Raw genomic sequence first — 22,823 nt, 5'->3', positions numbered from 1 at the left:
CAGAGAATATACAAAATTGGCTATCACGTATTCACGTAAATTCAGATTCAGAATTCCTATAGAATATAAGCATAATATATGTAGAAATTGTTACGTACCACTGGTTATAGGATTGACGGAGAGAAGGAGAATAAAAAATAAAGTTGTTATAAGAACATGTTTATTATGTGGATGGGTCAGAAGATATGAGCTTAAAAGAGATAGTAAAGAGGGTAAAGGCATCCCACCCGGACATAAGAATAGGCAAGAAAGGACTCAATGAAGGAATGGTAAACGAAATAAAGAGACGATTGAAAGAACATAAGGTTGTGAAAATAAGAATAGGAGCTGATGTTGAAGATAGAAAGTCGTTCGCTAAAGAAGTTGCAGATAAGGTAAATGCAAAATTAGTAGAAGTTAGGGGCTACACATTTATTCTAGTTAAGGAAGATAAAGATGATCAAGTTTGATGTAATTAAGGCAAAAGGACATTTTAATGTTAGAGCGAAACACAGAACTACACTTGAGATTACAAAAGATGATTATTTAACTCCTAGAGGAGACTGCATCATTGGGATACTTTCAGATAAAGGTGCAAAGGATATTTCAGAGGAAACTAAAAACCTACTTAAAAGGGATGAAACTTATGTATATCTAGTAATTCATGTTGAAGGACTTACAGATATTATACGTGGAAGGGGATCGTCTAAATTAAAATTGACTGACCCAAATAGAATGATTTTCAGAAAGTCCAATTACATATGCGAAGCTACGGTAATGATTAATTCTGATAAATCTGCTAATGACATTAATAGGGAAATTGTCAGGAAACTTAGAACAAATCAGAGCAATATGGTAGCTATATTATTGACATCTGATTCTCCCCTTAAAGATGAAGAGATCTTTAGAGTAATCGTTAACCTTAACCCAATTAGTTAATCCTATGAGATTACAAGCTTCCTCCGTGCTATGAGCTAGTATGTAAAAAATTGCCTCTTTGCATACCCTACATATTTCCTCTTTAAATTGACTAATTATAGTCGGATTATCAGCAATTCCTAAATCGAATGTTTTATCTCTAAATGGTAGATACCTAGCATCATAATTAACAACGTCTATTTCTCCTTTTAATTTATTATAGTTAATAGATTCTTTCAAAAGTAATAGACCTTCTAAGTTTAGATCTCCAGCAACTATATACCCACACTTTCTTGCTAAATGGATCGCAATAGCGCCATAACCTGTAAATAGGTCAACTATTTTACCACATTCTATCTCATTAACGATCTTCTGCCTTTCGTTTGACATTGATGGGTTTACATAAACCTTATTTATATCAACTAAGAATCTCAGACCGTTTTCTTTATATATAGTTTGAGTTTTATTTTCTCCCCCTGCAAATTCTATCTGATTTACTCTTAATTCTCCTTTAACTTTTTTTCTTATGAAAACAGATTTAATCCTAGGGTTAGTTTCCATTATTGTTTTAGCCAACAATTCCTTGTCTATATTTATCTTGGGGGTTACTAACGCTATGTCTCCTATAACGTAATAACTTCTAACACCGTTTATAATCTCATTTAGTTTTGGAGTCTTACGAGGCGGATTACATTCGATAATATCATAGCCTGAAATTTCCTCATAAATAGGTATATACGCATAATCCTTACTATAATATACTTTAAAAAATGGATTTACATGTACCTGCTCTATGACTTTATTTAATTCGTCTTTATGTACTTTAATGCACTTCATTTCTTAAACTTGTTATCCATTTCTGAACTATGTCCTGCAAACACTGATGCATTAGGGTCTATGTACTTCTTAGCTACACTCACTGCTATAGCGGCTTGAGCAAATCCTGTAGCTATCAAGGCAAGTTTTGGTGTACCCTCTTGCTCTACGATATCACCAGCAGCGTAAACACCAGCTAAGTTTGTTTCCATTTTACCATTTACCGTAATGCTCCTTCCTTTCATGTTCAAACCCCATTTGACCATATTTCCTAGATCTCCCTTATGTCCAATACTTATTATTACAGCATCAACATCTAGCGTTTTCTCCTCCTTTGTCCTATTATCAAATATTACAGCCTGGGTAACCTTACTTCCATCCCCCTTTACTTCCTTCAACTCGTGCCAAGTATAAACCGTAGCTACTTGGAACATCTGTTTTACACTTCTTTCATGTGCTCTAAACTGATCTCTCCTATGTATAAGAGTAACTGATTTTGCAACTGGTGATAATGTTAAAGCCCAATCTACTGCAGAATCCCCTCCTCCTACTATTAGTATTCTTTTTCCCTCAAAATCCCTCTTTCTTCTCACGGTATAGTATACTCCTTTATTCTCGTACTCTATTTCTCCTTTGGCATTAAGTCTTGACGGTATTATTTTTCCAATTCCAGCTGCAATAAGAATTGTCTTGGTCTTAAAGGCTCCTCCTTTATCGGTTTTTATAATCCACATATTATCTGGAGTTCTTTCAATCATATCAGCCCATTCATTTATTCTAATATCTGGAGAGAACATCTTTGCCTGTTCAATCAGGTTTTGCGCTAAATCATAAGCTAAAATTCCAGGATAACCACCTACATCATAAACTACCTTTTCTGGATATAAGGTAACCAGTTGTCCACCTAATTCGTCTTGGGCATCAATTACCAAAGCTCTCATATCCCTTAATCCTGCATAAAATGTAGCGTAAAGTCCTATAGGACCACCACCTATAATAACCATGTCATATTCCGTCAAAGTAGTCCCCGGATTTTGATTGTGGCTTATACTATTTAAACTTTAATTCTTTGATTTTAAACTTGATTGGGAAATACATTTGCTCACTGAAAACTTCATCCTATTGCTACTGCCAATATATATTATTGGATTAATGATACTTGTACAGATGTGGTTCGTATATTCTAGGAAAATAACCAAAGCTGCAATAGAGTACGCAGGAGAGAACCCTCAAAAATTAGAGATAAAATTAAAACCAAAACAAAGCGTAAAAATTCAAGTAACAGGAAAGACAACAATATTAACTACAGGTTGGTTAACACTAAAATACAAGGGAACAAAACAGCGTATCTATAAAATAAGATTAATTAATCATTATGGAGAAATAGAACTAGTTAACGAAAGCCTAATATCCAGCACTAATGTAATTATTTTAAAATCTAACTCAGGGTAAGTTAAATTATGAGACTCAGAGTAGTGTCAAAGGATACTAAGGATGCCAAAGAGATAGCAAGCAACATAAAAAAGATAGCTATTGATATGGGATTTAAAATTGTAGAGGACGAGACGGAAGATGCCATAGTAGTTGTTGGAGGAGATGGAACATTATTGAGATATGTAAAATTAGGAAAACCCATAATTGGTATAAAAAGTGGAAGAAGATCTGCCCTATTTGATGTCGAACCAGGGCAATCAAAAGAGATGTTATTGAAGCTCAAAAACAGAGATTATAAAGTAGAGGAATATAAGTTGCTAGAGGCTAAATCGAAGTATGTAAAGGACATCGCATTTAATGATATTGCAATATTATTTGATCTTCCTGAGACTATATATGGAAGTATCCTATTTGAATCCAACAAAATTATTTTTGAAGGCGACGGAATACTAGTTTCCACCACCCAGGGAAGTTGGGCATGGGGTTATGCAGCAAATAGGATTGTTGTGCATAGAAAAGTGAACGCTATTAATGTTTCATTTTTAAACTGTCTAACACCTGACATAAGAGCACTAATTTTACCTGACAATGAAGAGCTTTCAATAAAATTGGAGGATAAAGGGAGACCACAAAGTGTCAGAATAGTAGTTGATGGTGAAACAGTAGGATATCTTAAAACTAATGAGGACGATGCAATAACTATCAAGATTTCAGAAAAGAAGGCTAACATCCTTAGGTTCTTCAACTCGGTGAATCTTGGAAATGTCCGTTAATATTGTGTTCGATACAGCAGGCTTTTTAGCCGGGTTAGAGAATCTTTATGAGAAAGTTTACACAACACAAGAAGTTATAAGAGAAGTTAAGGATTTTAAATCAGCTAGTCTCTTAGAACTTGCTATATCGTCAAATAAGGTTATTATATTTGAACCTACAAGAAAATCTCTTATAACTGTGACTAAAACTCTGAATAAAATTAATGATATATCTCTTTCTAGAACTGATATATCTGTGGCAGCTTTAGCTTTAGATTTAATACCAAGTTTAGTAGTTACAGATGACTTATCATTACAAAATCTACTCTTACACATGAATATTAAATATTATTCTGTGAAGCTAAATATAAAAATAAACAAGAAAAAAAATTATATATATAAATGTGAAGGATGTGGAAAAACTTACATGAAAAATATAAAAATATGTGAAATATGTGGTCATAAAGTAATAAAGGTTAGTCAATGACTAACTAATAAATGGATTATTTTACACTCTACCAACTAGCCCTAGAGAAGCCAGAAGTATATTGGAAGAGATTTTCAGATAACCTAACATGGTTTAGACCATGGGAAAAGGTTCTACAACAAAAGGACAAATATAGGTATAACTGGTTCGTAAATGGAAAAACAAATATTTCTTATAACACAGTGGATAGGCATACAGGAACAGCTCTAGTATTTTTCCCTGAGGATTCCAAGGCTATTTACGTAAAATTTGAAGAATTAAAAAGAATTGTACAATCCATATCATCAATACTCCTTAAATTAGGTTTACGTAAAGGAAAAAGAATAACCATATATTCCCCTAACTCAATTCAAACGCTCTCTACGATTTTTGCATCTGCTAGAATAGGGGCAATTTATTCACTGATATTTGCAGGACTTGGGAAGGAAGCTGTAAATAGTAGATTGCAAGATTTCAGTCCAGACATTATAGTCACCAGTAAATACACTGTGAGAAGAGGAAATAAGATACCTTTGCACCATAAAGGCAATATCATGTTTAGGCAAAAAGACGATAATGAGGAAATAAATGATTTGTTAAACATGTCTGAAGATGTAAAAGTAGAGGAGATTGAATCCAGTGAACCTCTTAAGGTAATGTACACTTCAGGTACTACAGGAAAGCCTAAGGGAGTAATCCTACCCCATGGCTCATGGATGGTTGGAGATTACACAGTTTTTGACATACTATTTGGGTTAAAACCAACAGATACTGTATTTACTACTGCAGATGTTGGCTGGATAACCTTTTCAAGGGTTATGTATGGTACATTACTTCATGGTTCTACATTTGGATTTATGGAGGGAGCACCAGATAATCCCATAGATAGATTAGTTAAAATAATAGATGAAATTAGACCAAAAGTTTTCTTCACTTCACCCACGTTATTGAGGATGTTAAGAAGATATGAAATAAGAATACCGAGGGTCGAGTATATAGCTACTGCTGGTGAAATATTTGATGAACAAACATGGGAATATGCTAAGAGATTTGCTGACAGAGTAACTGATGTTTATGGACAAACGGAATTAGGATATATAATAGGAACACCATATACCCTAGACGGCGTCGAGACAAAACCAGGTTATGCTGGTGTTCCGTTCCCTGGAGCCGTAGTAGATACTTTAGACGAAGATGGAAGATCCGTAAAAGGAAATCCAGGTTACTTAGTATGCAAAACGCCTTTTCCTACTCAATTCACAGGAATTTTAAATGATGAAGAGAGATTTTTGTCATATTTTAAGAAATTTGGATATCATGACACAGGAGATGTTGCAATACTTGAAGGAAATTATGTGAAGATAGTGGGTAGAGCAGATGATATGATAAAAGTAGCAGGTCATAGAATAACAAGTGGAGAGGTAGAAAATGTGATCATGGAAATAGATGGTGTTAAAGACGTTGCAGTGGTCGGAATACCTGATGAAGTTAAAGGAGAAAAATTAATTGTTTTTGTTGTAGGAAACGTCAACCAAGACGAGATTACCCTCAAGGTAAGGGATTCATTGGGTCCCATATACATTATAGACAAAATATATTACGTGAAAAGACTTCCAAAGTCTAGGAGTGGTAAAGTGGTTAGACGTGCTCTGAGAGATTTATTAATAGGAAAACAAATTGATTCTAGTATGCTAGAAGACCCAGAAGTAATCGAGGAGATCAAGAATGACATTCGTTGAGGATTTCAGAGAACTAGTACCTATAACAAAAAGAATGACATACCTTAACCATGCCGCTATATCTCCTACCCCACTACCCGTTTACTTTGAAACTAACAGATATTTAATTGATGTAATGCGTTATGGTTCCCTGGCAGATAACGATGAAGAATCAGATGAATTATATCATATAAGAAAAAACATTGGTTCCTTAATAAATGCAGAAGCTGATGAAATATCGTTAATACCTAACACCAGCTTTGGGGTTAATCTTGTCTCATTTGGTTTAGACATAAAGGAAGGAGAAAATATAGTAACTGATAATTTAGAATTTCCAACTGTAGTCTATCCATTTTTAAAACTTGAAAAGAAAGGAGTTAAAATTAAACTAGTAAAAACAAAACCAGATACAATAGAAGAGGATCTGCTTTCCGCAATAGATAATAGAACAAGACTAGTAGCTGTTAGTCATGTAAGTTTCAACACTGGCGTTATGGTAGATGTTAAAAAAATAGTTAAAGAGGTTAAAAGTGTTGGAGGATTTACCCTTTTAGACATAATTCAGAGTGCAGGAGCCATAAAGGTTAATGTCAAAGAACTTAGTGTAGATTTCGCAGTAGCTGGAGGGTATAAGTGGTTAATGAGTCCACAGGGCTCTGGATTTATATACGTAAGAAAAGGATTAATTTCAGACCCACCGTTCTATGGATGGAAGAGTACAAAGAATTATTTAGAGTTTAACCCAGAAAAATTTGAAATTGAACCAGGTCCAAGAAGATTCGAAATTGGGACAATAGATATAGCAGCTAATCTGGGATTAGCCAAGTCTTGTGAAATAATCAGAAAGCATGAAGAAGAAACCTATTCCTCAGTTCAAAATTTATCTGATTATGTGATAAAACTTGCTGAAGAGAACAGACTAGACGTGATTACACCTAAGAAAAGAAAGGCAGGTATATCGATAATAAGGGTAAATAACGCTAAGCAAGTAGTTCAGAAACTATTAGAGAAGCATATAGTTGTTTCTGCTCGAGGAGAAGGAATAAGAATATCTACTCATTTCTATAATACAAAGAAGGAAGTTGAGATCTTGATTGAAGAGATGAAGAAGATTCTCCAACAAGCCTCATAGTCCTTAGGAAAGCCTCCTTAGCTTTTTCTCCTACATCTTTAGGAACCTTTACCTCATAAACTTCCAACTCTAACGATTTCTTAATATTTTCTAGGTTTACCATAGCCATATAAGGACATCTTGCACATCCGCAAGCTTCTGTTGTAACTAAAGGGTAAAATTCCTTTTCTGGAACTTTTAGCTTTAATGCGTTTACCATTCCTAATTCTGTGGCGACTATAAATTCCCTCTGTGGACTATCCTTCGCAAACTTGACCATCTGATTAGTAGATCCCACAAAATCTGCTGCGTCCAGTACTTCTAGAGGGCTCTCTGGATGCGCCATAAGAATGGCATTCGGATATCTTTTTCTAGCTAACTCTACTAATTGTCTAGTATAATTCGCATGTACTATACATCTTCCATCTGGTGGTACCTTAATTAGTTTCTTACCTGTACGAGATTCAACATATCTCGCAAGATTAATATCAGGACCAAAAATGATTTTATCCGAATTAATTCTCTCGATCACTTGAATGGCTGTGGAAGAAGTTACCACATAATCAGCTAATGCTTTTGCGTTAATACTAGTATTTATATAAAGAACTACTGGAGCGTCAGGATACATTTCCTTATATTTCTTCAATACGTCTACTGGTAATGAATCTGATAAAGAACAACCGGCATTAGGCTCTGGTGATAGCACTTTCTTATCTGGATTTAATGCAGCAGCCTGCTCTACCATAAAGTAAACACCAGCGAACACTATTATATCCGCGTTAGTATTCATTGCCTTTAATGCCAGGTCAAAAGAATCACCTGTAAAATCAGAAACTAGTTGAACACCGTACTCCATATAATTATGTCCCAGTATTATTGCATTCTTCTCTTTTTTTAATCTTTTTATTTGAGATATTAAATCATTATTGCTAGCAGGCATTGGCAATCGAACATATGTTCAACTACTTATGAGTTTTTAAAATTAATTATTGAAAAGTATAATTCTTCCAAATCCTCCATTATTCTAACTAGCATAGGGTAAATTATACTATCATCTACTTCTTCTACTCTTGTGGCAATGTTTACAACATCTAGGAACTCCTCTATATTAGATGGTCTTATCACCTTTTTTCTAGCTAAATCCCAAATCAAATTTTCCCCCTTACTTGAAGTTATTTTACTTGCTGATGACTCAATCAATTTATATAAGAACTTTATAGCTTCTCTGATACTGAGGTTTATCTCTCTGTTATTCTTGAACTCTTCAAAACTAATTAGTGTACCTTTTTCAATAACTTTATAATATTCCCAAAATTTTTCCATGCCTTAAGATTTTTATTATCACCTCGCTAATGAAGTTAATGTGAATTTCATTCAGGAGATTAACGGAAAAATAAGCCTTAATGGTAATTTTGCGTTTATTTTAGTTATAGCAACAACTGATGTTAGTCTTATTCCAGGAATTACTGTTGCTGGGGCTACACCCGAATTGACGCACTTTACTCCTGCAGCAGATGCAGAATTCTTGATTAAAGGAAAGTGTATCTCTATAAATTCTGTTCCTGTAACGCCAACTGGAATACCAACACCAGCAATAATCAGTAGGGTATCACTGAAACTTGTAAATGCTACAAAGTTGGTGGTTAATGCGGGTTCTAGGGTAAAACCAAAAATACCCTTTATAGATGTAGGGGGAGAACCAGGAGGGGATATTAGGAAATTCTCCCTAACTAGAGAGATATCACAGAGGATATTAGAGAATTCTATCACATTGGGAGAAGAATTGGCAAACTCCTATGACTTCTTAGTGATTGGTGAATCAATACCTGCAGGCACAACTACAGCTATGGCTGTCCTCCTAAGTCTAGGATATGACGCAGCTGACAAAGTCAGTTCCGCGTCTCCTGTGAACCCTAAAGACTTAAAAAGAAAAGTTGTATATGAAGCCATAAAAGAATTACCTAGTGACTTTCTAGGCAAAATAAGTAAAGTTTCTGATCCCATGTTAATTAGTGTGGCTGGAATTACAATTGGATTTAGGAAAAGAGTGTTATTAGCAGGAGGTACACAAATGACTGCAGCTGCAGCTATAATCAAGGAAATTGACAAGAAGATAATTCAGAACATTTCAATAGGTACAACGAAATGGATAATTCAAGACTCTTCCTCAGATATAGTCTCTATATCAAGACAAGTCGGAGTACCAGTTATGGCATCATTATTAGATTTCAGCAAATCAAAATACAGTGGATTAAGAGCATATGAAGAAGGGTTTGTTAAGGAAGGTGTAGGAGCAGGCGGGTCATCAATTATTGCATTATCAAAAGGATTTACACCGCAAGATATATTAGTGGAAATAGAAAAAATATATTCTAAATTAATATGATAAATGAGTTTGAGTTTCTTACGACGAGAGAGAAGATTGTACTACTGTTAAAGTATTCACAAGAACCATTAACAGCAAAACAGATAATGAAAATATTAGGGATAAAAAAGGAGAAAGAAGTTTATGAGAACCTTTACCATATAGCCAAATCCTTAAAAAGGAAGAACGTAAAACTTTTGGTATATTTACCAAAATGTAATAATTGCGGATATGTCTTCGACATAGAGAAACCAAGAAAACCAAGTAAATGCCCCGAGTGTAAGAGTGAAAACATAGAACCGCCAAAATTTTCAATTAAGTGGTTGAAATGAATAAAGTAATATTCATAGATATGGGAGAAACACTTGTCAGTTTTAGTCCAAAATTTCATCAACCTATATTTGAATTTCTTAAAGATAAAGGATATAATATCTCTGAAAAGCAGGTATTTAGAGCCATTAATAGACAGTTAGGTAAAAAGCATTTTCCAGATCCTACAATTGGCGGATTAAGTGAAATAAACTACTATGAACTTTTATATGACCTTAAGATATTTCCTACGGAAAGTTTAGTAAATGAGCTTATGAAACTTAATCTACTATCAAATGTATGGGAGTTATATGAAGATGCCTTTAATTTCATAAAAGAAGCAAAAGAGATGGGTTATAAATTAGTATTAATCACAAATGCTACTAAAAGTGTTTACAGAATAATTCATGATCTAGAGATAGATAAATATATAGATGGTATGTATGCCTCTTGTGATCTAGGCGTTTTAAAACCTCATCCTAGGATATTTAAAATGGCTATGGAAAAACATGGAAGACCAGTATTTCATATTGGTGACGTATATGAAGTAGATTACATTGGGGCACTACGAGCAGGAATTAATCCTGTATTATTAGACAGGTTCGGTTTTTATGAGGACGTAAAAGCTAATAAGGTGAAAAGCTTATTAGAGGTACTGAAATTAATAGTAAGAAACAATTAGAAATATTTCTAGAAAAGGTAAGAAACCACCCTAATCCTAAATATCAGTTAGAGCAGTACATAACCCCTTCCGATCTAGCGTCCACAATATTATGGACAGCATACCTAAGGAAAGATATTCAAGGTAAATTAGTAATAGACCTAGGCTGTGGAACAGGAAAATTCTGCTTAGGTGTGACCGTACTGAGAGGAAATTGCGTATGCATTGAACTTGATAGGGAAGCCATCAAGGAGGCGAGAAGCTTATTGAGGGAATTTGATAATCCTGAGTTTATTGAAGCTGATGTGGAGTGGCTTGAGATATCAAAAAAAGTAGACACTGTAATACAAAACCCTCCATTTGGAGTAGTGAAACAAGGTATGGACCTCATATTTCTGAGAAAAGCTCTGAGTATTTCTACAACAGTTTATTCAATTCATAAGTCAAATCCAAAAACACAACAATTAATTGAAAGGATATCTAAAGAATATGGTTTTCAGTATGAAATGCTGACATCCAAATACAGAATGAAACCCTATTATCCATGGCATATAAAAAATTTTCATGAATTCCAGGTAGATGTTTACTTATTTTATAAGAATAATTTCTCCTTTTAATATCTTCAACAAGAATTCTTTTACTCCCTCCCCATCCTCTTTTTCTAGTATCAATTCACTAATCTCCTTGATCATAGGTAGGGCATTTGCAACACTAACCCTAATGTCTGCAACTCTAAACATTGAAATATCGTTTTCACTGTCCCCAATTGCAACTATCTTACCTCTATAACCAAGTCTCTCTCGAAGTTGGATTATAGCACTCCCCTTATCAACTCCTTTCGGAAGAATCATTGCGTCATTTCTATTCCATTCAACGGTGGCGTCCTTAATCGAATCTAGAACACTTTTATATTCATGAGCCTTGTCTACATATACTATTACATTTCCCAGACTATAAGAAATATTGGAATTATCAAGGATTTTAATTATGTTTTTTCTTGTGTCAAACCAAGAAGGTTGAATATTATAAATTAACTCACCATTAACGTACATTAAAGCTCCATTTTCTAATATCCAACCAGTAGGTTTAAGCTCAGGGGCTAAGATATCTATAAACTTCTTCTCCCTCCCCGTAACAACAAAAAATGGATAGGTCTTAGAAAAATCATTTACAATCCGAGCGACTTCTTTGTCTATACGAAAACTATTCTTTTCCGAGGACAGAGTTCTATCATAGTCAGATACAAAAATTATGTCCTTATTCAAACTTATACCCCAGATCTTCCAATACCTTTTTCATCTTAAGTGCGTCTCTTTCCAGCTCTGGACTTTCACAAATGAGAGAAATTGAAATGTCCTTCCTCTTAACTAATTCTCTAGCTAAAGGCTCAAAAGGAGGAGTATTATTATCTATAGGTATATGTTCATCAATATACTTACCGTTTTTAAAAATTAATGACTCAAAATGGGAATTTATATGAATTAAGTTCAACTCTTTAACTAGTCTATTGATTATCTCTTCATAATCTATCTTACCACCTAATCTTCCAAAGGTATGAGCCCAATCTATGTAAGGAATAACACCTTTTATTTCCTTAGATATTGAAATGACCTCATCCAATGAGCCAAAAGCTGTCTCCTTAGCCATAGTCTCTACGCCAAATTTCACGTTTTTGATTCCATTAGACTTAGCACTATCTACAACCTCTCCTAATTCAGATTTAATTTTCCCATAGCATTCCTCTGGTTTCATTTTACCGTAAAACGCTATGTGAATAGCTATAGCATCTGCACCCATGCTCTCTGCCCTATCGGCAGTATCAAGTATCCTTTTCTTTGATGCCTGTACTTTCTCGTCTTCCTCTGAACATAAGTTTATAAAATAAGGAGCGTGCACTGATAATCTTACCCCCAACTCCTTCGCTACTCTACCTACTTCTTCTGCTGTCTCCCTTCTCATTTTCACTCCTTGAACAAATTCAACTTCCATTGCGTTCAAACCTAGCTCTTTAACAGTTTTCACCCCGTCTATAGTAGATTTCTTCTTTGCGCTATGGGGAACACCTGCAGGTCCTAAGTATATCTTTACCATGTAGTGAAATTATAACTTGCAGATAAATATTATTTAGGATATACACTAAATAATGTAAAGTTGAGCATCAATGATGCATATCGATAATTATCTATTAGAGGCAATAATAATATTCATAATAAGTTTAGCCTCAAATGCTCTTCCGTTCCTTGGTGCTCCTTATACATTGATAGCAACATACTTCATCATCAGGAATGGCATAAACATAGAAAATTTTGTTATAGCAATTGTTATTTCGGGTTTAGGAGCAGCTTTAGCTAAAACGCTCACCTATGCCTTAGGATTTGTTTTAAGAAAACCTTTACGAAGAAGTAAAAATATTAACATTCTAAGCAAGTTTTCTCGCTCTAGATATTTTAAAATATTATTATTCATCCTGTCTGTAATTCCACTTCTTCCCTTTGATGATTATTTATTTATAGGTGGAGGAGTGGCTAAAATATCTATACTTAATATGTTAAAAGTGTCAATACTCGGCAAATTGACCAAAAGTGCTATAGAAATACCTTTAGAAGTATTTGGACTAATTAAGATAAGTGATGTTTTAAATGTAGGGACACTTACTTTAACATTAATATCTTCAGTAGCTTTTATAGTGCTAGGAGTTGTCTTCTTCTTAATTGACTGGGAAACATTATATTTGAAAGCAAAGCAAAAATATCATTGGATTAATTTTTAGTCCTATGAGAATATATTCGTCTAAGAAATTCGATGTATTAATTGAGAACTTTAACTTACCAAATGGAAAACAAGTGGAGAAAGCGTTTGTGAAACATAGGGGCTCAGTAGTCATTGCTCCCTTTTTAGAACCAAACAGAATAATTTTGATCAAACAATACAGACCCATCTTAGGAAAATGGCTATATGAATTGCCTGCTGGAACAATAGAGGAAGGAGAAAATGAGGATCTAACTGCAAGAAGAGAGTTAGAGGAGGAAATAGGTTATGTTCCCCTTAAATTATTTAAGGTTTTAAAATTCTATGTCTCCCCTGGAATAGCGACAGAGTTAATGCACCTATATATAGCTACAAATCTTACAAAAAGTACTCAAAAATTAGAGGAGTATGAGGTAATAGAGCCTTTTGAATTATCAATTGATGAAGCAATTAAAATGATAGATGAAGGAAAAATAGAGGACGGAAAAACTATTCTCAGCCTCTTATTCATTTCAAGAAAATATCAAGAGATCCGATCTCTCCTACAAGGATAGGCTCCTCTGAAATAACCCACTTTCTTGCCTTTGCCTCCCTGAGTCGCTCCACTACATTTATCCACCTGGAGAGATCTGGAGCTTCATAAATTACCACGAACTCATAGTCAGCAATACCAAAAGAATAAGTAGTATATGACCTAATTCCTTGATTATCAGGATGGGTTTTTGCTATCTCTATATGTTCATCCATTATCTCTTTACGTTCTTCAAAAGGTAGTAAATACCATTCAGGGGATTTTTTCATTGGGTAAGCTATAAAATACTTGAGAGGTTCTAGTCTAAGGTAAGAGGCTAATTTATCAGCTGAACCACCAATATAAGGTGATGGTTTAAAATATGAAAATAATGTAAGCTTCTCCTCTAAAAATCCTTCCCCTGAAGAAATCAGTGAATATCTGAGGTTATTTAGCTTAGACGTATCAAAGTCTGATACCCAATATAAAAGATGACCATCGTATCGTAGAGAAATAAATCTCTTTAACGCAACAAGCTCATTCTTACTACGAGCCTCTAATTCTTCTATTCTACTTAATATATTCCTTCTTGTTTGAAGAGAAGTTGCCCACCATTCGTTATTAAATTTAGCCTGAATTACGTACATGTAAACTCCGTTAGCCATATTTCTTATTCTTCAGATTTGTAGTATAAAAAATGCATTACAAACTAAATAACCAAAAATCTCTAAATCTTAAAACTTAATGTCAGATAACCCAAGCATATATAATAGATAGGGAACTCTAATGGATAAGCCTTTTAGAATATACATAACAGGCAAACCAGGCATAGGAAAGACAACACTTCTCTCTAATATTTACAGGATATTAAAAGAAAAGAATTGGAGAATTACAGGCTTCTATTGCCCAGAGGTGAGAGGTAATAATACTAGAGTGGGATTCAAAATTAAAAGCATCCTATCAGGCAAAGAGGCTTGGCTTGCTAGGGTAGACGCTAGAAGTGGAATCAGGATTGGAAAATACTATGTAGTCTTAGAAGATAATTTCGTAAGACAGCTCGAAGAAGAAATATTTAGCTTCCCTGATATCATCTTGATTGACGAAATAGGACCCATGGAACTTTCCTCTCTTTCCCTCAAAAATTTGATAAATAAAATACTGACCTCCAATTACCCTGTTATTGCTGTTATTCATAGGTCAATAAAGTTTGATGATGGTGTGATCTATGAAGTAACGATACAAAACAGGAATATACTCCTGGAAGAGATACTAGGAAGAGTAACTTCTAACAAAAATAATATATAGATAAGGTCTTTATTATTTCTGTGGATTCAGAATTACGTAGACGAATAGTCTATTTTCTTCTCTCTTCAATCATGCTTTACGTCTTGTTTGTGTATAATTCAAGAGAGAGTATTCTTTCAAATCCCGTGCAGTCTGCAATAGTCTCTATCTCCTTCTTCTCTGTGGTAGGCATAATAATAATAGCCATATATCCTGAAATATTAAGCCCACAAAGGAAAATGGAGAGAATAGATGATTTCGTAGTCATTATTGCCACATTAACTTTCCTATTTATAGGTCTCTCACTCATAAACTCCTTCGGAACTGATAATATGGAGTACACGTATGAGGCATTGAACAACTTTTTCCAGGGCAAAAATCCTTACGAGATGATATATGCACCATATACAGTCCAACCAACTTATACCTTATCTGGAGGTGTAGCAAGTAACTTCATCTACCCTCCATTCTCATTTATCGTTTATATCCCACTTTATCTTCTAATAAAGGCGTTTAACTTACCTGGTTACGTTTTAAATGCTGAAAACGTTATATTTGCAGTTATATTAGGCTTGCTACTCTACAAAATTGGTAAAGAAAAGGATGATGATCCCTTTGCACTTTTTCCTGTCATATTTTTATATATAATCACTGCAGTATCCATACCACCTTTCTACGGCGTGCCTATAGTTATCGCATCAACTTTTCTAGCTCTATCTTATGTTAATAAGAATTATCTAGGAGGAATTGGCTTAGCCTTAGCCATATCATTTTCCCAGCTATCATGGCTTGCTTTCCCTTTTCTACTGATTTACAGGATCAAAAGCGACAACGTGGGCAGGCAATTTCTTAGATCTAGTTACTTCCTATCATTCCTTATTACATTATCCATCGTAAATATTCCATTTCTAGCTTGGAATCCTGTGAGATTCATAGGCAACATAATAACATTGAATACCCAACTGATACCAGTTGGTCAGGTAGGTCTTACAGTTATCTCGTACTCTGGATTGTATCCTATGGAGCCGTGGTTCTTCACGATAGTATTTGGCGTAGTAGCCATGTTCTTAACATACTTATATTACCAGCTCTTTGATTATTTGAAGGAAACTATTTGGCTATTTCCACTCATCATTTCATGGTTTCTATGGAGGACATTAACGGAATATTTCTTTATGTGGATACCGTTGATCTTCACTTCCCTGTTTAGAACTCAGTACAAGCTTCCAGCAATAAAATTTGACTTTAAGAAAAAAATCGTATTACCATTGCTTATTATATTTGTTTTCTTAGCATCATTGTCAGTTTACGCCCATGAGTCTTATGTGGCTTCAAATCCACTAAAAATAGATGAAGTATACACCTTGCAGAATACCCCACCATATACTGCTTTAATAATCAAGGTTCAAAACACTAAAAATGAACCAGTCAATATAACATTAGTTAGAGTGTCTATACCTAACAATTTAAATATGGTATGGAATTCAACTGAGACCGTTATCCCGCCAAACTCTAGTGCTCTGGTATTTGCATATGCCAGCAATTCATTAGAGGCTATAAATTCCACACCATTTACAGTGCAAGTATATTCAGAATACTATTTTGCAACATATAGTGTTAATAGCACTCAGTAAGATTATAAATTGATGATGCCGGAATATGTAAGGGAAAAATTAACACTTAATTTCCCTTTAGTTACTGAATACTTAGCCAAGAGAATTAAGGATTACATCAATAATAGTGGGAAGAACGGTGGTATAATCGGATTAAGTGGAGGTATAGACTCGTCTGTTGCTTCAGTTCTTTTATCTAAAGCAACTGAAAATTTTCATGTACTATTAATGCCTTCATCAAGTACACCAAAAGAAGATTTAGACCATGCCTTCACGATTTTACGTCTCATAAATGCTACTGAATCAAAGTACACGATCATAAACATAGATCCAATAGTGGACCAATTTAGGTTAGCAGTAAAGACTGATGATAAAATTATTTCAGGTAACATAAAAGCAAGAAGTAGAATGACCTTATTATATGCTTTTGCCCAAAAATTCAACTACTTAGTTGTGGGTACGGGGGACAAAAGTGAACTTATGCTGGGTTATTTCACCAAGTACGGAGACGGTGGAGTAGACATACTTCCCCTAGGTGACTTATATAAAACGCAAGTGAGAATGCTTGGTAGCTATTTGGGAGTACCAGAGGATATTGTAAAGAAGCCTCCCTCTCCTGCCTTATGGGAAGGGCAAACTGCTGAAGGCGAAATAGGATTAGACTATGAGACTATAGACTCGATATTGTACCTCAGGTTCGAGGAAATGAGGAGTGAGAATGAAATTTCAGCGTTAGTAAATGTTCCATTAGACTTAGTGAGAAGGATTGTGCGAATGGTGAAGATCTCTCAGCATAAGCGACTGCCACCTGAGATATTTAGGCTGAGTGGGAGATCAATAAATTCGGATTGGAGGTATCCAAGACAATGGGCATAAAGGTTGAGTTAGCACAAATATCTTCAAAACTAGGAGATGTAGAATATAATCTGAACAAGCATTTAGAGATACTACAAACTTCTAGTGCAGAATGTGTAGTTTTCCCGGAACTATCTCTAACAGGTTACGTGCTCAAAGATTTGGTTTATGAGGTATATAAGGATAGTGAAAATGCTCTAAACAAAATTGCGGAAAACGCTAGAGGTTGCGCCATAGTAGGTTTTATAAAAGAAGTGAGACCAGGGATATTAAGAAATACAGCAGGCGTTGTGGTAAATTCTCAGATAAATTACGTGTACAAATTCTATTTACCCACATACGGACTTTTTGAAGAAAGAAGATATTTCCAACCTGGAAACCCTATAAGGGACTTAAACATATTTGAGTATAAGGGATTAAGATTTGGTGTAATTGTATGTGAGGATGCTTGGCATTATGAGCCTATAGAAGCATTAACCATGTTAGGTGCAGATGCCATTTTCATACCCTCTGCTTCACCCATAAGAAGATTGACATCACATAAACTATTCATACAGGATAATTGGGAGGCTTTATTGAAAGCCCACTCACTGATTAACGGAATATGGACCCTATTTTCAAATTCAGTAGGTAGCCAAGAGGAAGAGTATTTTTGGGGTGGGTCTATGGCTGTATCCCCTCTGGGCGAAATTAAAGCAAAGGCAAAATTATTTGAAGAAGACAGAATTATAATTGAAATTAATATTGATGAGAATAGGAAAAATAGATTTTTCAGTAGTTTCAGAGAACATATTTCAACGTTTCATGACGTATTGAGAGAACTTTAATCTTTTTTAGTTAGAAACTTAATCATATATTGGAATATGCAGTTGCTCAAAAGATCTAATTTAATGGAGACTGTACTATTCTTACTTCTTCTCCTGTTCCTTATCCTCTCTTTATTATCACCAATTTTTCTGATACCAGCAATTGGATTATCAGCCCTAAATACTATATATGATAAATATTTTCTGCCTATACCTCTTTCGCTCATTCTTCTATTATTACTTGGTATTCATGAATATTATACATATGCAGTAATTACACTGACGTTATTTCTTGTAGCAATGGTCGTTTTAAATAGAATAAAATACCATCCATTTTAGGAAAAAAACGTTTATCTAGTTTTCAGTAAATTTTTACTATTCCAAAAAGGCTTAGATTTAAACATAAAGAACGGCTCATGTAGCATATGAGCATCGTAAAGTTGGAGGAACTCATGTCACTCCCTGGTTGGGACACTAGGAGGAAAATATTAGAGAGTTTATCAGAGAAACCAAAAACTGCCTACGAACTGTCTAAAGAGCTTGATTTGAATTATTCAACAGTCAGATATCACCTAGAATTATTAGAAAAATTCGGATTTGTAAAGGCTAGAAAAACTAAAAAATATGTATATGAAGTCAGCCTTAAAAATCTTGAATTTTATTCCAATCAGGTATAATTTTTTATATATCTTAATAAGAATCTATATTTATGAAATGTTCTACGGAAGACTTAAGAGACATTAGAGGTTTTAATTTTTTCGTAGAAAACTGCAATAAAGATTATTTATCTCAAAAATTTAATCTATTTAGAAAACATGCGGATGAAAATAACAAGACCTATATAGTGAGGATAGCTGAGAGCAACTACTTCAGATTTGAAGTTCTGCTGATTCCAAAGGGTCCAACACTACTATCTCTTTCCACAGCTAGGGGAACAAATAACATTACCCTCAGAAGTTTGTCCAGCATGGAAGAGTTAACAAAGCTCACATACTGTGCATATAATAACCCTGATGTAAAGAAATTATTTGACCAGTTCCTAACTGCATCAACTAGAGAATCTGAGATAGTGGATTTATTGGAAAGAAGAGATGAAGTTGAAGTAAATAATGAATGCCAGGAAGTTAAGTTGGTAAAACTAGAATTACCAATGGAAACACAGGGTAAATGGGTATCCAGCGAAATTCTGACCATTAATAAGTTATCTTTAAAAGCTCTGACAAGTGGTCAGACTAGATTCGTTTCCATATCCACGGAGAGACCCCAGAATTCCATCAAGTTTACGAACTTTGAGAGGATAAAGAGTTTGTTTTGCTTTATAGCAATGGTAAATGAAAAAATGAACAAATGCGATGGACTAAAGGAAGTTGTCACTGCTTTACTCGAGTCCAATCCTAAAACTAAAAGAAAAAGGAGTAAGAATGAGTGAAAAAGTAAAACCAATTTACGCTTCTGGAGTATTCATATTTAGCAGAAATGGAAAAGTTACACAATACACTATTTTTTACTACGAGGATCCTGAAAATTATTATGCCTCACTTGATAAAAGTGACTTAGATTTAGAGCTGAAAAACATAAAGAGCAATCTACAGTATTTTTTAGACCAAGAAACTATTTTAATAAATGGTGAGAAATCGAGAGCAAGAGTTATATGGGCGAAACTAGGACTTATAAAAGTTGACCTACCATTTGTGGAGTTTATAATAACATTCAGGGGAAGACTGAGAAGAGGAAGTAATGAATACGTAAACTATTACAACGAAGAGGAAGCTGAATACCCATACGAAGTAACTTGGGTTATGCCTGGAAGGGTCTTGGACATCAAAATCCATGGTCAGGTTACTATAAATAAAAATATAGTTTATGTGAAAGTTAATAAAGGAACAAAAGTAGGTGGAGAAGAAAAAATAACTTTCCTTATGTAACATCAGTACTTAAAGGACTCTTCATGGATTCTGACTGGGGAGTTCTCATCACTTAAATTCTGAAGCCAATTTCTTAGCCAAAGCATATACCAATGGGATTAATAAAATTCCAAATCCTATTGCTAATCCCCATGCTAGGATCTGAATTATTGAAGTTACATTGCCGAATGGTTGTATTATTATAGCTACTGCAACTAGAATGAATATTGCATAGAGAATAAACCTACCATATGTGGTTATATATGTTGCATTTGGATCACTTTTAGAAATGTTATCCATAGCTTTATCAATAATCACAAAACTAAATAAGAGAACCACGAATCCTATTAGAATATCGTAGAATAGATAAGCGCTTATGAATGGGATCCATTGGAAAATAGCTAAAGTTGCAGCCACTGTTATTATAACAGCATATAATCCCAATCTTAAAACTGAAAATATCGATGCAACAAACGGATCGTCTACCTTAATCTGAGCAGATATATAGTCTAGCAGAATGTTAATTAGTGTTATACCGAGGGTAAGTAATAGAATTGCTCCAGCTAGATAGGGTAGATATGTGGCTATTGCAGAAATATATGTATTTGCAGGTCCTAAGTTAAGAATGGAAAATGCTATTGCCAATGAGATTATTATTATCAATGCCTTCACAGTTCCTGAGACTAGATTAGCACTTATATGAACAGTACTACTGGATACTAGGGATCTAAGTACTCTACCTATTATACTTGCCACTATATCGGCTACAATATATCCAATAATTACTATAATTACAAACAGTATTATTGAAGGAATCGCATTAATAATTTCTGTAGCTAGGTTTGATAGAGCCTCTGATATACTAGTTACTTGATAGATTATAAGGCTAAATAGAAGGTTCTCTAACATATCAAGTTAGTTTATAATTTTATAAATATATAAAATTATGTATTTATGGGATCATTTTCTACTAGAATTTTATTTATTTTATCAAGAATTCTAACTATCCTATTTCTTTCTTCTATCAATCTATTTAACTTTACCTTAGTCTCTGTGGCAATCTTAAACTTCTCCTTGATTTCAGTCACGTCTTTCCCCAAATACTTACTTCTTAACCTACCGTTCTCCCAATACCTGAGATAATAATACTTTTTACCTTTCACTACCTTTTCCTCAAGATGACCATTAGGTAACGTATCCAAAACCTTCTGCAATTCAGCGATCTCTGTATCCAGTTTACTCCTCCTCTCTTCTAGTACTTTTACAATTTCCCATAACATGTAAACCGACCTATTACAGTATAATTTCAGTGTTACACTGTGTCTTCATACTCTAACTGCATTGCCTCTTCTAATGCTTTAGTTATCTTCTCCTTATCTGCGACCTCTATTGTTTTCTTTATTCCTCCTGCCCTTCCCTTATTTATTATTTTAACCTTTATTATACCGAACATATCAAGCTCAGATATCACATCAGAAAATCTTCTGTAGGATAGGGGTTTCTGTTTGTACTCATTACACAGATCCGAGTAAATCTTATGTGCCGTGATCACATCAGAAGCTTGCATAGATGCAATTAGAGCTAGCTTATAGTGAAATGGAAGGGCTTTTATTGCCTCTATTAGCCTTTCTTGCTCATATTCTATTATTGCCCTATCTACATGCTCCTTTCTGATCATTCCTTCCCCTGAGGCTAATTGAGCGGCCCTAAATAGCAAATTAACTGCTTTTCTCGCATCACCGTGTTCTTTAGCTGATATAGCAGCAATATATGATAGAATTTCGTCTGTATACGACCCTTTAATTAATCCATATTCAGAGTAGATGGAAAGTATATGCTTTAACTGTTCTGCATCATAGGGTTTAAAGAAAATTGTTGGACCTAGAGATGAAAGAACTCGCGGTTCCATGTAATCACGGATATTAATATCGTTACTTACCATAATTACTGAAATGTCAGCATTTGCTCTTAGTAGTTGGTAAAGTACTATATCTCCGCCTCTCCTTTTAATCAAAGTGTCTACTTCGTCAAGATATATTAAGGCTTTCTTATCTACTAAATTTTCCTTAATTCTTTCTATGTACTCACCAAGATTTATTCCATGCTTAGGAACCTCCTCACCTGTTATACGTTGAGTTATGGCTGATAAAACAGCCTGAGGTGTCCCACCTACCTCCCTACAGTTAACATAAGCCTGAGACACTACACCATATTCACCGTCTTCTTTCTTAACCTCCTGTATCTCATTAAACATATACATGGCAACGAAAGTTTTTCCGGTTCCGGTCAAACCGAGAAACAGGGTCGAGAATTTCATGTTATTTTTTACGAAATATCTTACAGCAATAGCAACCTCTCTAAGAATATCCTCTCTAAAAGGAATATCCTTAAATACGGTAAGGGGATCTATGAAGACCTTAGGATTCTTTATAACCTCCCCTTTGCCACCTTTCAGCGTTTCCCTAATTGCCACATGAATACATGTGTTTCATACGTTATTTTAGTTTACAATAATTTCCAATGGTGTTACCTCAAACTATTTTGAAATAGGGATTACAACCATTTAACTCCCC

The 22,823-nt window shown here is 34.4% G+C and carries 30 protein-coding genes; 19 read left to right on the top strand and 11 right to left on the bottom strand.

The annotated features are described in order from the left end of the window. Positions 1 to 167 precede the first annotated feature (167 nt). A complete protein-coding gene (locus SUSAZ_00150; protein AHC50561.1) occupies positions 168 to 449 on the top strand; it encodes a hypothetical protein in 282 nt (93 codons plus the stop codon). Between the two features lie 394 nt (positions 450 to 843). On the opposite strand, the gene SUSAZ_00145 is transcribed toward SUSAZ_00150, so the two are convergent. Together SUSAZ_00145 and SUSAZ_00140 are read right to left on the bottom strand one after the other, a co-directional pair. Continuing rightward, positions 844 to 1,734: a methyltransferase gene (locus tag SUSAZ_00145; protein ID AHC50560.1), complete on the bottom strand. Its 891-nt coding sequence runs from the start codon at positions 1,732 to 1,734 to the stop codon at positions 844 to 846. Further along, on the bottom strand, positions 1,731 to 2,732 hold the full coding sequence (locus tag SUSAZ_00140) for a ferredoxin--NADP reductase (GenBank protein ID AHC50559.1): 1,002 nt from the start codon (positions 2,730 to 2,732) through the stop codon (positions 1,731 to 1,733). The genes SUSAZ_00145 and SUSAZ_00140 overlap by 4 nt, the downstream gene beginning before the upstream one ends. 148 nt (positions 2,733 to 2,880) lie before the next feature. On the opposite strand from SUSAZ_00140, the gene SUSAZ_00135 reads away from it, so the two are divergent. Genes SUSAZ_00135 through SUSAZ_00115 form a run of 5 tightly spaced genes read left to right on the top strand, consistent with a single transcriptional unit; the run spans position 2,881 to position 7,215 of the window. Then, positions 2,881 to 3,165, top strand: a complete 285-nt coding sequence (locus tag SUSAZ_00135; protein ID AHC52382.1) for a hypothetical protein — start codon at positions 2,881 to 2,883, stop codon at positions 3,163 to 3,165. A gap of 8 nt (positions 3,166 to 3,173) precedes the next feature. Continuing rightward, positions 3,174 to 3,920, top strand: a complete 747-nt coding sequence (locus SUSAZ_00130; GenBank protein ID AHC50558.1) for an inorganic polyphosphate/ATP-NAD kinase — start codon at positions 3,174 to 3,176, stop codon at positions 3,918 to 3,920. Beyond that, entirely contained in the window at positions 3,910 to 4,386 is a 477-nt protein-coding gene (locus SUSAZ_00125; GenBank protein ID AHC50557.1) for a nucleotide binding protein PINc, read from the top strand. The genes SUSAZ_00130 and SUSAZ_00125 overlap by 11 nt, the downstream gene beginning before the upstream one ends. 11 nt (positions 4,387 to 4,397) lie before the next feature. Next, a complete protein-coding gene (locus SUSAZ_00120; protein AHC50556.1) occupies positions 4,398 to 6,104 on the top strand; it encodes an AMP-dependent synthetase in 1,707 nt (568 codons plus the stop codon). Continuing rightward, positions 6,091 to 7,215: a cysteine desulfurase gene (locus SUSAZ_00115; protein ID AHC50555.1), complete on the top strand. Its 1,125-nt coding sequence runs from the start codon at positions 6,091 to 6,093 to the stop codon at positions 7,213 to 7,215. The genes SUSAZ_00120 and SUSAZ_00115 overlap by 14 nt, the downstream gene beginning before the upstream one ends. Here the strand turns inward: SUSAZ_00115 and SUSAZ_00110 are convergent. Together SUSAZ_00110 and SUSAZ_00105 are read right to left on the bottom strand one after the other, a co-directional pair. Next, complete coding sequence (locus tag SUSAZ_00110; protein AHC50554.1) at positions 7,136 to 8,134, bottom strand: quinolinate synthetase; 999 nt, start codon at positions 8,132 to 8,134, stop codon at positions 7,136 to 7,138. The two genes, SUSAZ_00115 and SUSAZ_00110, sit on opposite strands and share 80 nt — an antisense overlap. Before the next feature lie 26 nt (positions 8,135 to 8,160). Continuing rightward, the gene (locus SUSAZ_00105; protein AHC50553.1) at positions 8,161 to 8,517 is read right to left on the bottom strand and encodes a hypothetical protein; all 357 of its coding nucleotides are present in this window, start codon (positions 8,515 to 8,517) and stop codon (positions 8,161 to 8,163) included. A gap of 40 nt (positions 8,518 to 8,557) precedes the next feature. Between SUSAZ_00105 and SUSAZ_00100 the strand changes: the two genes are divergently transcribed. From SUSAZ_00100 to SUSAZ_00085, 4 genes are all read left to right on the top strand, one after another. Continuing rightward, positions 8,558 to 9,580 (top strand): hypothetical protein, encoded by a 1,023-nt coding sequence (locus SUSAZ_00100; GenBank protein AHC50552.1) that lies wholly within the window; start codon positions 8,558 to 8,560, stop codon positions 9,578 to 9,580. Next, positions 9,577 to 9,891, top strand: coding sequence for a transcriptional regulator (locus tag SUSAZ_00095; GenBank protein AHC50551.1), 315 nt, complete (start codon positions 9,577 to 9,579; stop codon positions 9,889 to 9,891). The genes SUSAZ_00100 and SUSAZ_00095 overlap by 4 nt, the downstream gene beginning before the upstream one ends. Next, complete coding sequence (locus SUSAZ_00090; GenBank protein ID AHC50550.1) at positions 9,888 to 10,550, top strand: 2-haloalkanoic acid dehalogenase; 663 nt, start codon at positions 9,888 to 9,890, stop codon at positions 10,548 to 10,550. The genes SUSAZ_00095 and SUSAZ_00090 overlap by 4 nt, the downstream gene beginning before the upstream one ends. A gap of 173 nt (positions 10,551 to 10,723) precedes the next feature. Beyond that, positions 10,724 to 11,146, top strand: a complete 423-nt coding sequence (locus tag SUSAZ_00085) for a DNA methylase (GenBank protein ID AHC50549.1) — start codon at positions 10,724 to 10,726, stop codon at positions 11,144 to 11,146. Here SUSAZ_00085 and SUSAZ_00080 read toward each other — a convergent pair. Both SUSAZ_00080 and SUSAZ_00075 read right to left on the bottom strand, forming a co-directional pair. Beyond that, positions 11,117 to 11,794, bottom strand: coding sequence for a phosphoglycolate phosphatase (locus SUSAZ_00080; GenBank protein ID AHC50548.1), 678 nt, complete (start codon positions 11,792 to 11,794; stop codon positions 11,117 to 11,119). The two genes, SUSAZ_00085 and SUSAZ_00080, sit on opposite strands and share 30 nt — an antisense overlap. Then, the gene (locus tag SUSAZ_00075) at positions 11,787 to 12,620 is read right to left on the bottom strand and encodes an endonuclease IV (GenBank protein ID AHC50547.1); all 834 of its coding nucleotides are present in this window, start codon (positions 12,618 to 12,620) and stop codon (positions 11,787 to 11,789) included. The genes SUSAZ_00080 and SUSAZ_00075 overlap by 8 nt, the downstream gene beginning before the upstream one ends. A gap of 79 nt (positions 12,621 to 12,699) precedes the next feature. Between SUSAZ_00075 and SUSAZ_00070 the strand changes: the two genes are divergently transcribed. Next, positions 12,700 to 13,299, top strand: coding sequence for a hypothetical protein (locus SUSAZ_00070; GenBank protein AHC50546.1), 600 nt, complete (start codon positions 12,700 to 12,702; stop codon positions 13,297 to 13,299). A gap of 4 nt (positions 13,300 to 13,303) precedes the next feature. Continuing rightward, complete coding sequence (locus SUSAZ_00065; protein AHC50545.1) at positions 13,304 to 13,831, top strand: NUDIX hydrolase; 528 nt, start codon at positions 13,304 to 13,306, stop codon at positions 13,829 to 13,831. Here the strand turns inward: SUSAZ_00065 and SUSAZ_00060 are convergent. Continuing rightward, positions 13,785 to 14,453, bottom strand: coding sequence for a chlorite dismutase (locus SUSAZ_00060; GenBank protein AHC50544.1), 669 nt, complete (start codon positions 14,451 to 14,453; stop codon positions 13,785 to 13,787). The genes SUSAZ_00065 and SUSAZ_00060 overlap by 47 nt on opposite strands. A gap of 121 nt (positions 14,454 to 14,574) precedes the next feature. Between SUSAZ_00060 and SUSAZ_00055 the strand changes: the two genes are divergently transcribed. From SUSAZ_00055 to SUSAZ_00040, 4 genes are all read left to right on the top strand, one after another. Further along, a complete protein-coding gene (locus tag SUSAZ_00055; GenBank protein AHC50543.1) occupies positions 14,575 to 15,093 on the top strand; it encodes a nucleoside triphosphatase in 519 nt (172 codons plus the stop codon). Positions 15,094 to 15,182: 89 nt separating this feature from the next. Beyond that, positions 15,183 to 16,706: a hypothetical protein gene (locus SUSAZ_00050; protein AHC50542.1), complete on the top strand. Its 1,524-nt coding sequence runs from the start codon at positions 15,183 to 15,185 to the stop codon at positions 16,704 to 16,706. Positions 16,707 to 16,721: 15 nt separating this feature from the next. Continuing rightward, positions 16,722 to 17,561 (top strand): NAD synthetase, encoded by an 840-nt coding sequence (locus SUSAZ_00045; protein AHC50541.1) that lies wholly within the window; start codon positions 16,722 to 16,724, stop codon positions 17,559 to 17,561. Then, positions 17,552 to 18,367, top strand: coding sequence for an amidohydrolase (locus SUSAZ_00040; GenBank protein ID AHC50540.1), 816 nt, complete (start codon positions 17,552 to 17,554; stop codon positions 18,365 to 18,367). Before SUSAZ_00045 ends, SUSAZ_00040 begins: the two co-directional genes overlap by 10 nt. Here the strand turns inward: SUSAZ_00040 and SUSAZ_00035 are convergent. Further along, on the bottom strand, positions 18,364 to 18,573 hold the full coding sequence (locus SUSAZ_00035) for a hypothetical protein (protein AHC52381.1): 210 nt from the start codon (positions 18,571 to 18,573) through the stop codon (positions 18,364 to 18,366). The genes SUSAZ_00040 and SUSAZ_00035 overlap by 4 nt on opposite strands. Before the next feature lie 204 nt (positions 18,574 to 18,777). Between SUSAZ_00035 and SUSAZ_00030 the strand changes: the two genes are divergently transcribed. The 3 genes from SUSAZ_00030 to SUSAZ_00020 are packed head-to-tail and all read left to right on the top strand — an operon-like array spanning position 18,778 to position 20,271. Further along, positions 18,778 to 19,023 carry an ArsR family transcriptional regulator gene (locus SUSAZ_00030; protein AHC50539.1) on the top strand — a complete coding sequence of 82 codons (246 nt, stop codon included), beginning with the start codon at positions 18,778 to 18,780 and terminating at the stop codon, positions 19,021 to 19,023. Positions 19,024 to 19,055: 32 nt separating this feature from the next. Next, complete coding sequence (locus SUSAZ_00025; protein AHC50538.1) at positions 19,056 to 19,775, top strand: hypothetical protein; 720 nt, start codon at positions 19,056 to 19,058, stop codon at positions 19,773 to 19,775. Next, on the top strand, positions 19,768 to 20,271 hold the full coding sequence (locus SUSAZ_00020) for a hypothetical protein (protein ID AHC50537.1): 504 nt from the start codon (positions 19,768 to 19,770) through the stop codon (positions 20,269 to 20,271). The genes SUSAZ_00025 and SUSAZ_00020 overlap by 8 nt, the downstream gene beginning before the upstream one ends. 48 nt (positions 20,272 to 20,319) lie before the next feature. Here the strand turns inward: SUSAZ_00020 and SUSAZ_00015 are convergent, their stop codons facing one another. The 3 genes from SUSAZ_00015 to SUSAZ_00005 are packed head-to-tail and all read right to left on the bottom strand — an operon-like array spanning position 20,320 to position 22,723. Further along, positions 20,320 to 21,159 carry a hypothetical protein gene (locus SUSAZ_00015; GenBank protein AHC50536.1) on the bottom strand — a complete coding sequence of 280 codons (840 nt, stop codon included), beginning with the start codon at positions 21,157 to 21,159 and terminating at the stop codon, positions 20,320 to 20,322. Positions 21,160 to 21,194: 35 nt separating this feature from the next. Beyond that, positions 21,195 to 21,530, bottom strand: coding sequence for a hypothetical protein (locus SUSAZ_00010; protein AHC50535.1), 336 nt, complete (start codon positions 21,528 to 21,530; stop codon positions 21,195 to 21,197). Positions 21,531 to 21,562: 32 nt separating this feature from the next. Next, complete coding sequence (locus tag SUSAZ_00005; GenBank protein ID AHC50534.1) at positions 21,563 to 22,723, bottom strand: cell division control protein Cdc6; 1,161 nt, start codon at positions 22,721 to 22,723, stop codon at positions 21,563 to 21,565. Positions 22,724 to 22,823 lie beyond the last annotated feature (100 nt).

Source organism: Sulfolobus acidocaldarius SUSAZ, from assembly GCA_000508305.1.
Lineage (GTDB): Archaea > Thermoproteota > Thermoprotei_A > Sulfolobales > Sulfolobaceae > Sulfolobus > Sulfolobus acidocaldarius_A.
This window is presented reverse-complemented; position numbering and strand designations above follow the sequence as displayed.

Excerpts from the sequence above, each read along its gene's own strand:
- SUSAZ_00040 (AHC50540.1), top strand. The coding sequence starts at position 17,552 with ATGGGCATAAAGGTTGAGTTAGCACAAATATCTTCAAAACTAGGAGAT.
- SUSAZ_00020 (AHC50537.1), top strand. The coding sequence starts at position 19,768 with ATGAGTGAAAAAGTAAAACCAATTTACGCTTCTGGAGTATTCATATTT.
- SUSAZ_00115 (AHC50555.1), top strand. The coding sequence starts at position 6,091 with ATGACATTCGTTGAGGATTTCAGAGAACTAGTACCTATAACAAAAAGA.
- SUSAZ_00065 (AHC50545.1), top strand. The coding sequence starts at position 13,304 with ATGAGAATATATTCGTCTAAGAAATTCGATGTATTAATTGAGAACTTT.
- SUSAZ_00075 (AHC50547.1), bottom strand. The coding sequence starts at position 12,620 with ATGGTAAAGATATACTTAGGACCTGCAGGTGTTCCCCATAGCGCAAAG.
- SUSAZ_00035 (AHC52381.1), bottom strand. The coding sequence starts at position 18,573 with ATGAGCGAAAGAGGTATAGGCAGAAAATATTTATCATATATAGTATTT.
- SUSAZ_00090 (AHC50550.1), top strand. The coding sequence starts at position 9,888 with ATGAATAAAGTAATATTCATAGATATGGGAGAAACACTTGTCAGTTTT.
- SUSAZ_00110 (AHC50554.1), bottom strand. The coding sequence starts at position 8,134 with ATGCCTGCTAGCAATAATGATTTAATATCTCAAATAAAAAGATTAAAA.
- SUSAZ_00060 (AHC50544.1), bottom strand. The coding sequence starts at position 14,453 with ATGGCTAACGGAGTTTACATGTACGTAATTCAGGCTAAATTTAATAAC.
- SUSAZ_00095 (AHC50551.1), top strand. The coding sequence starts at position 9,577 with ATGATAAATGAGTTTGAGTTTCTTACGACGAGAGAGAAGATTGTACTA.
- SUSAZ_00015 (AHC50536.1), bottom strand. The coding sequence starts at position 21,159 with ATGTTAGAGAACCTTCTATTTAGCCTTATAATCTATCAAGTAACTAGT.
- SUSAZ_00010 (AHC50535.1), bottom strand. The coding sequence starts at position 21,530 with ATGTTATGGGAAATTGTAAAAGTACTAGAAGAGAGGAGGAGTAAACTG.
- SUSAZ_00105 (AHC50553.1), bottom strand. The coding sequence starts at position 8,517 with ATGGAAAAATTTTGGGAATATTATAAAGTTATTGAAAAAGGTACACTA.
- SUSAZ_00045 (AHC50541.1), top strand. The coding sequence starts at position 16,722 with ATGCCGGAATATGTAAGGGAAAAATTAACACTTAATTTCCCTTTAGTT.
- SUSAZ_00135 (AHC52382.1), top strand. The coding sequence starts at position 2,881 with ATGTGGTTCGTATATTCTAGGAAAATAACCAAAGCTGCAATAGAGTAC.
- SUSAZ_00120 (AHC50556.1), top strand. The coding sequence starts at position 4,398 with ATGGATTATTTTACACTCTACCAACTAGCCCTAGAGAAGCCAGAAGTA.
- SUSAZ_00145 (AHC50560.1), bottom strand. The coding sequence starts at position 1,734 with ATGAAGTGCATTAAAGTACATAAAGACGAATTAAATAAAGTCATAGAG.
- SUSAZ_00125 (AHC50557.1), top strand. The coding sequence starts at position 3,910 with ATGTCCGTTAATATTGTGTTCGATACAGCAGGCTTTTTAGCCGGGTTA.
- SUSAZ_00055 (AHC50543.1), top strand. The coding sequence starts at position 14,575 with ATGGATAAGCCTTTTAGAATATACATAACAGGCAAACCAGGCATAGGA.
- SUSAZ_00130 (AHC50558.1), top strand. The coding sequence starts at position 3,174 with ATGAGACTCAGAGTAGTGTCAAAGGATACTAAGGATGCCAAAGAGATA.
- SUSAZ_00025 (AHC50538.1), top strand. The coding sequence starts at position 19,056 with ATGAAATGTTCTACGGAAGACTTAAGAGACATTAGAGGTTTTAATTTT.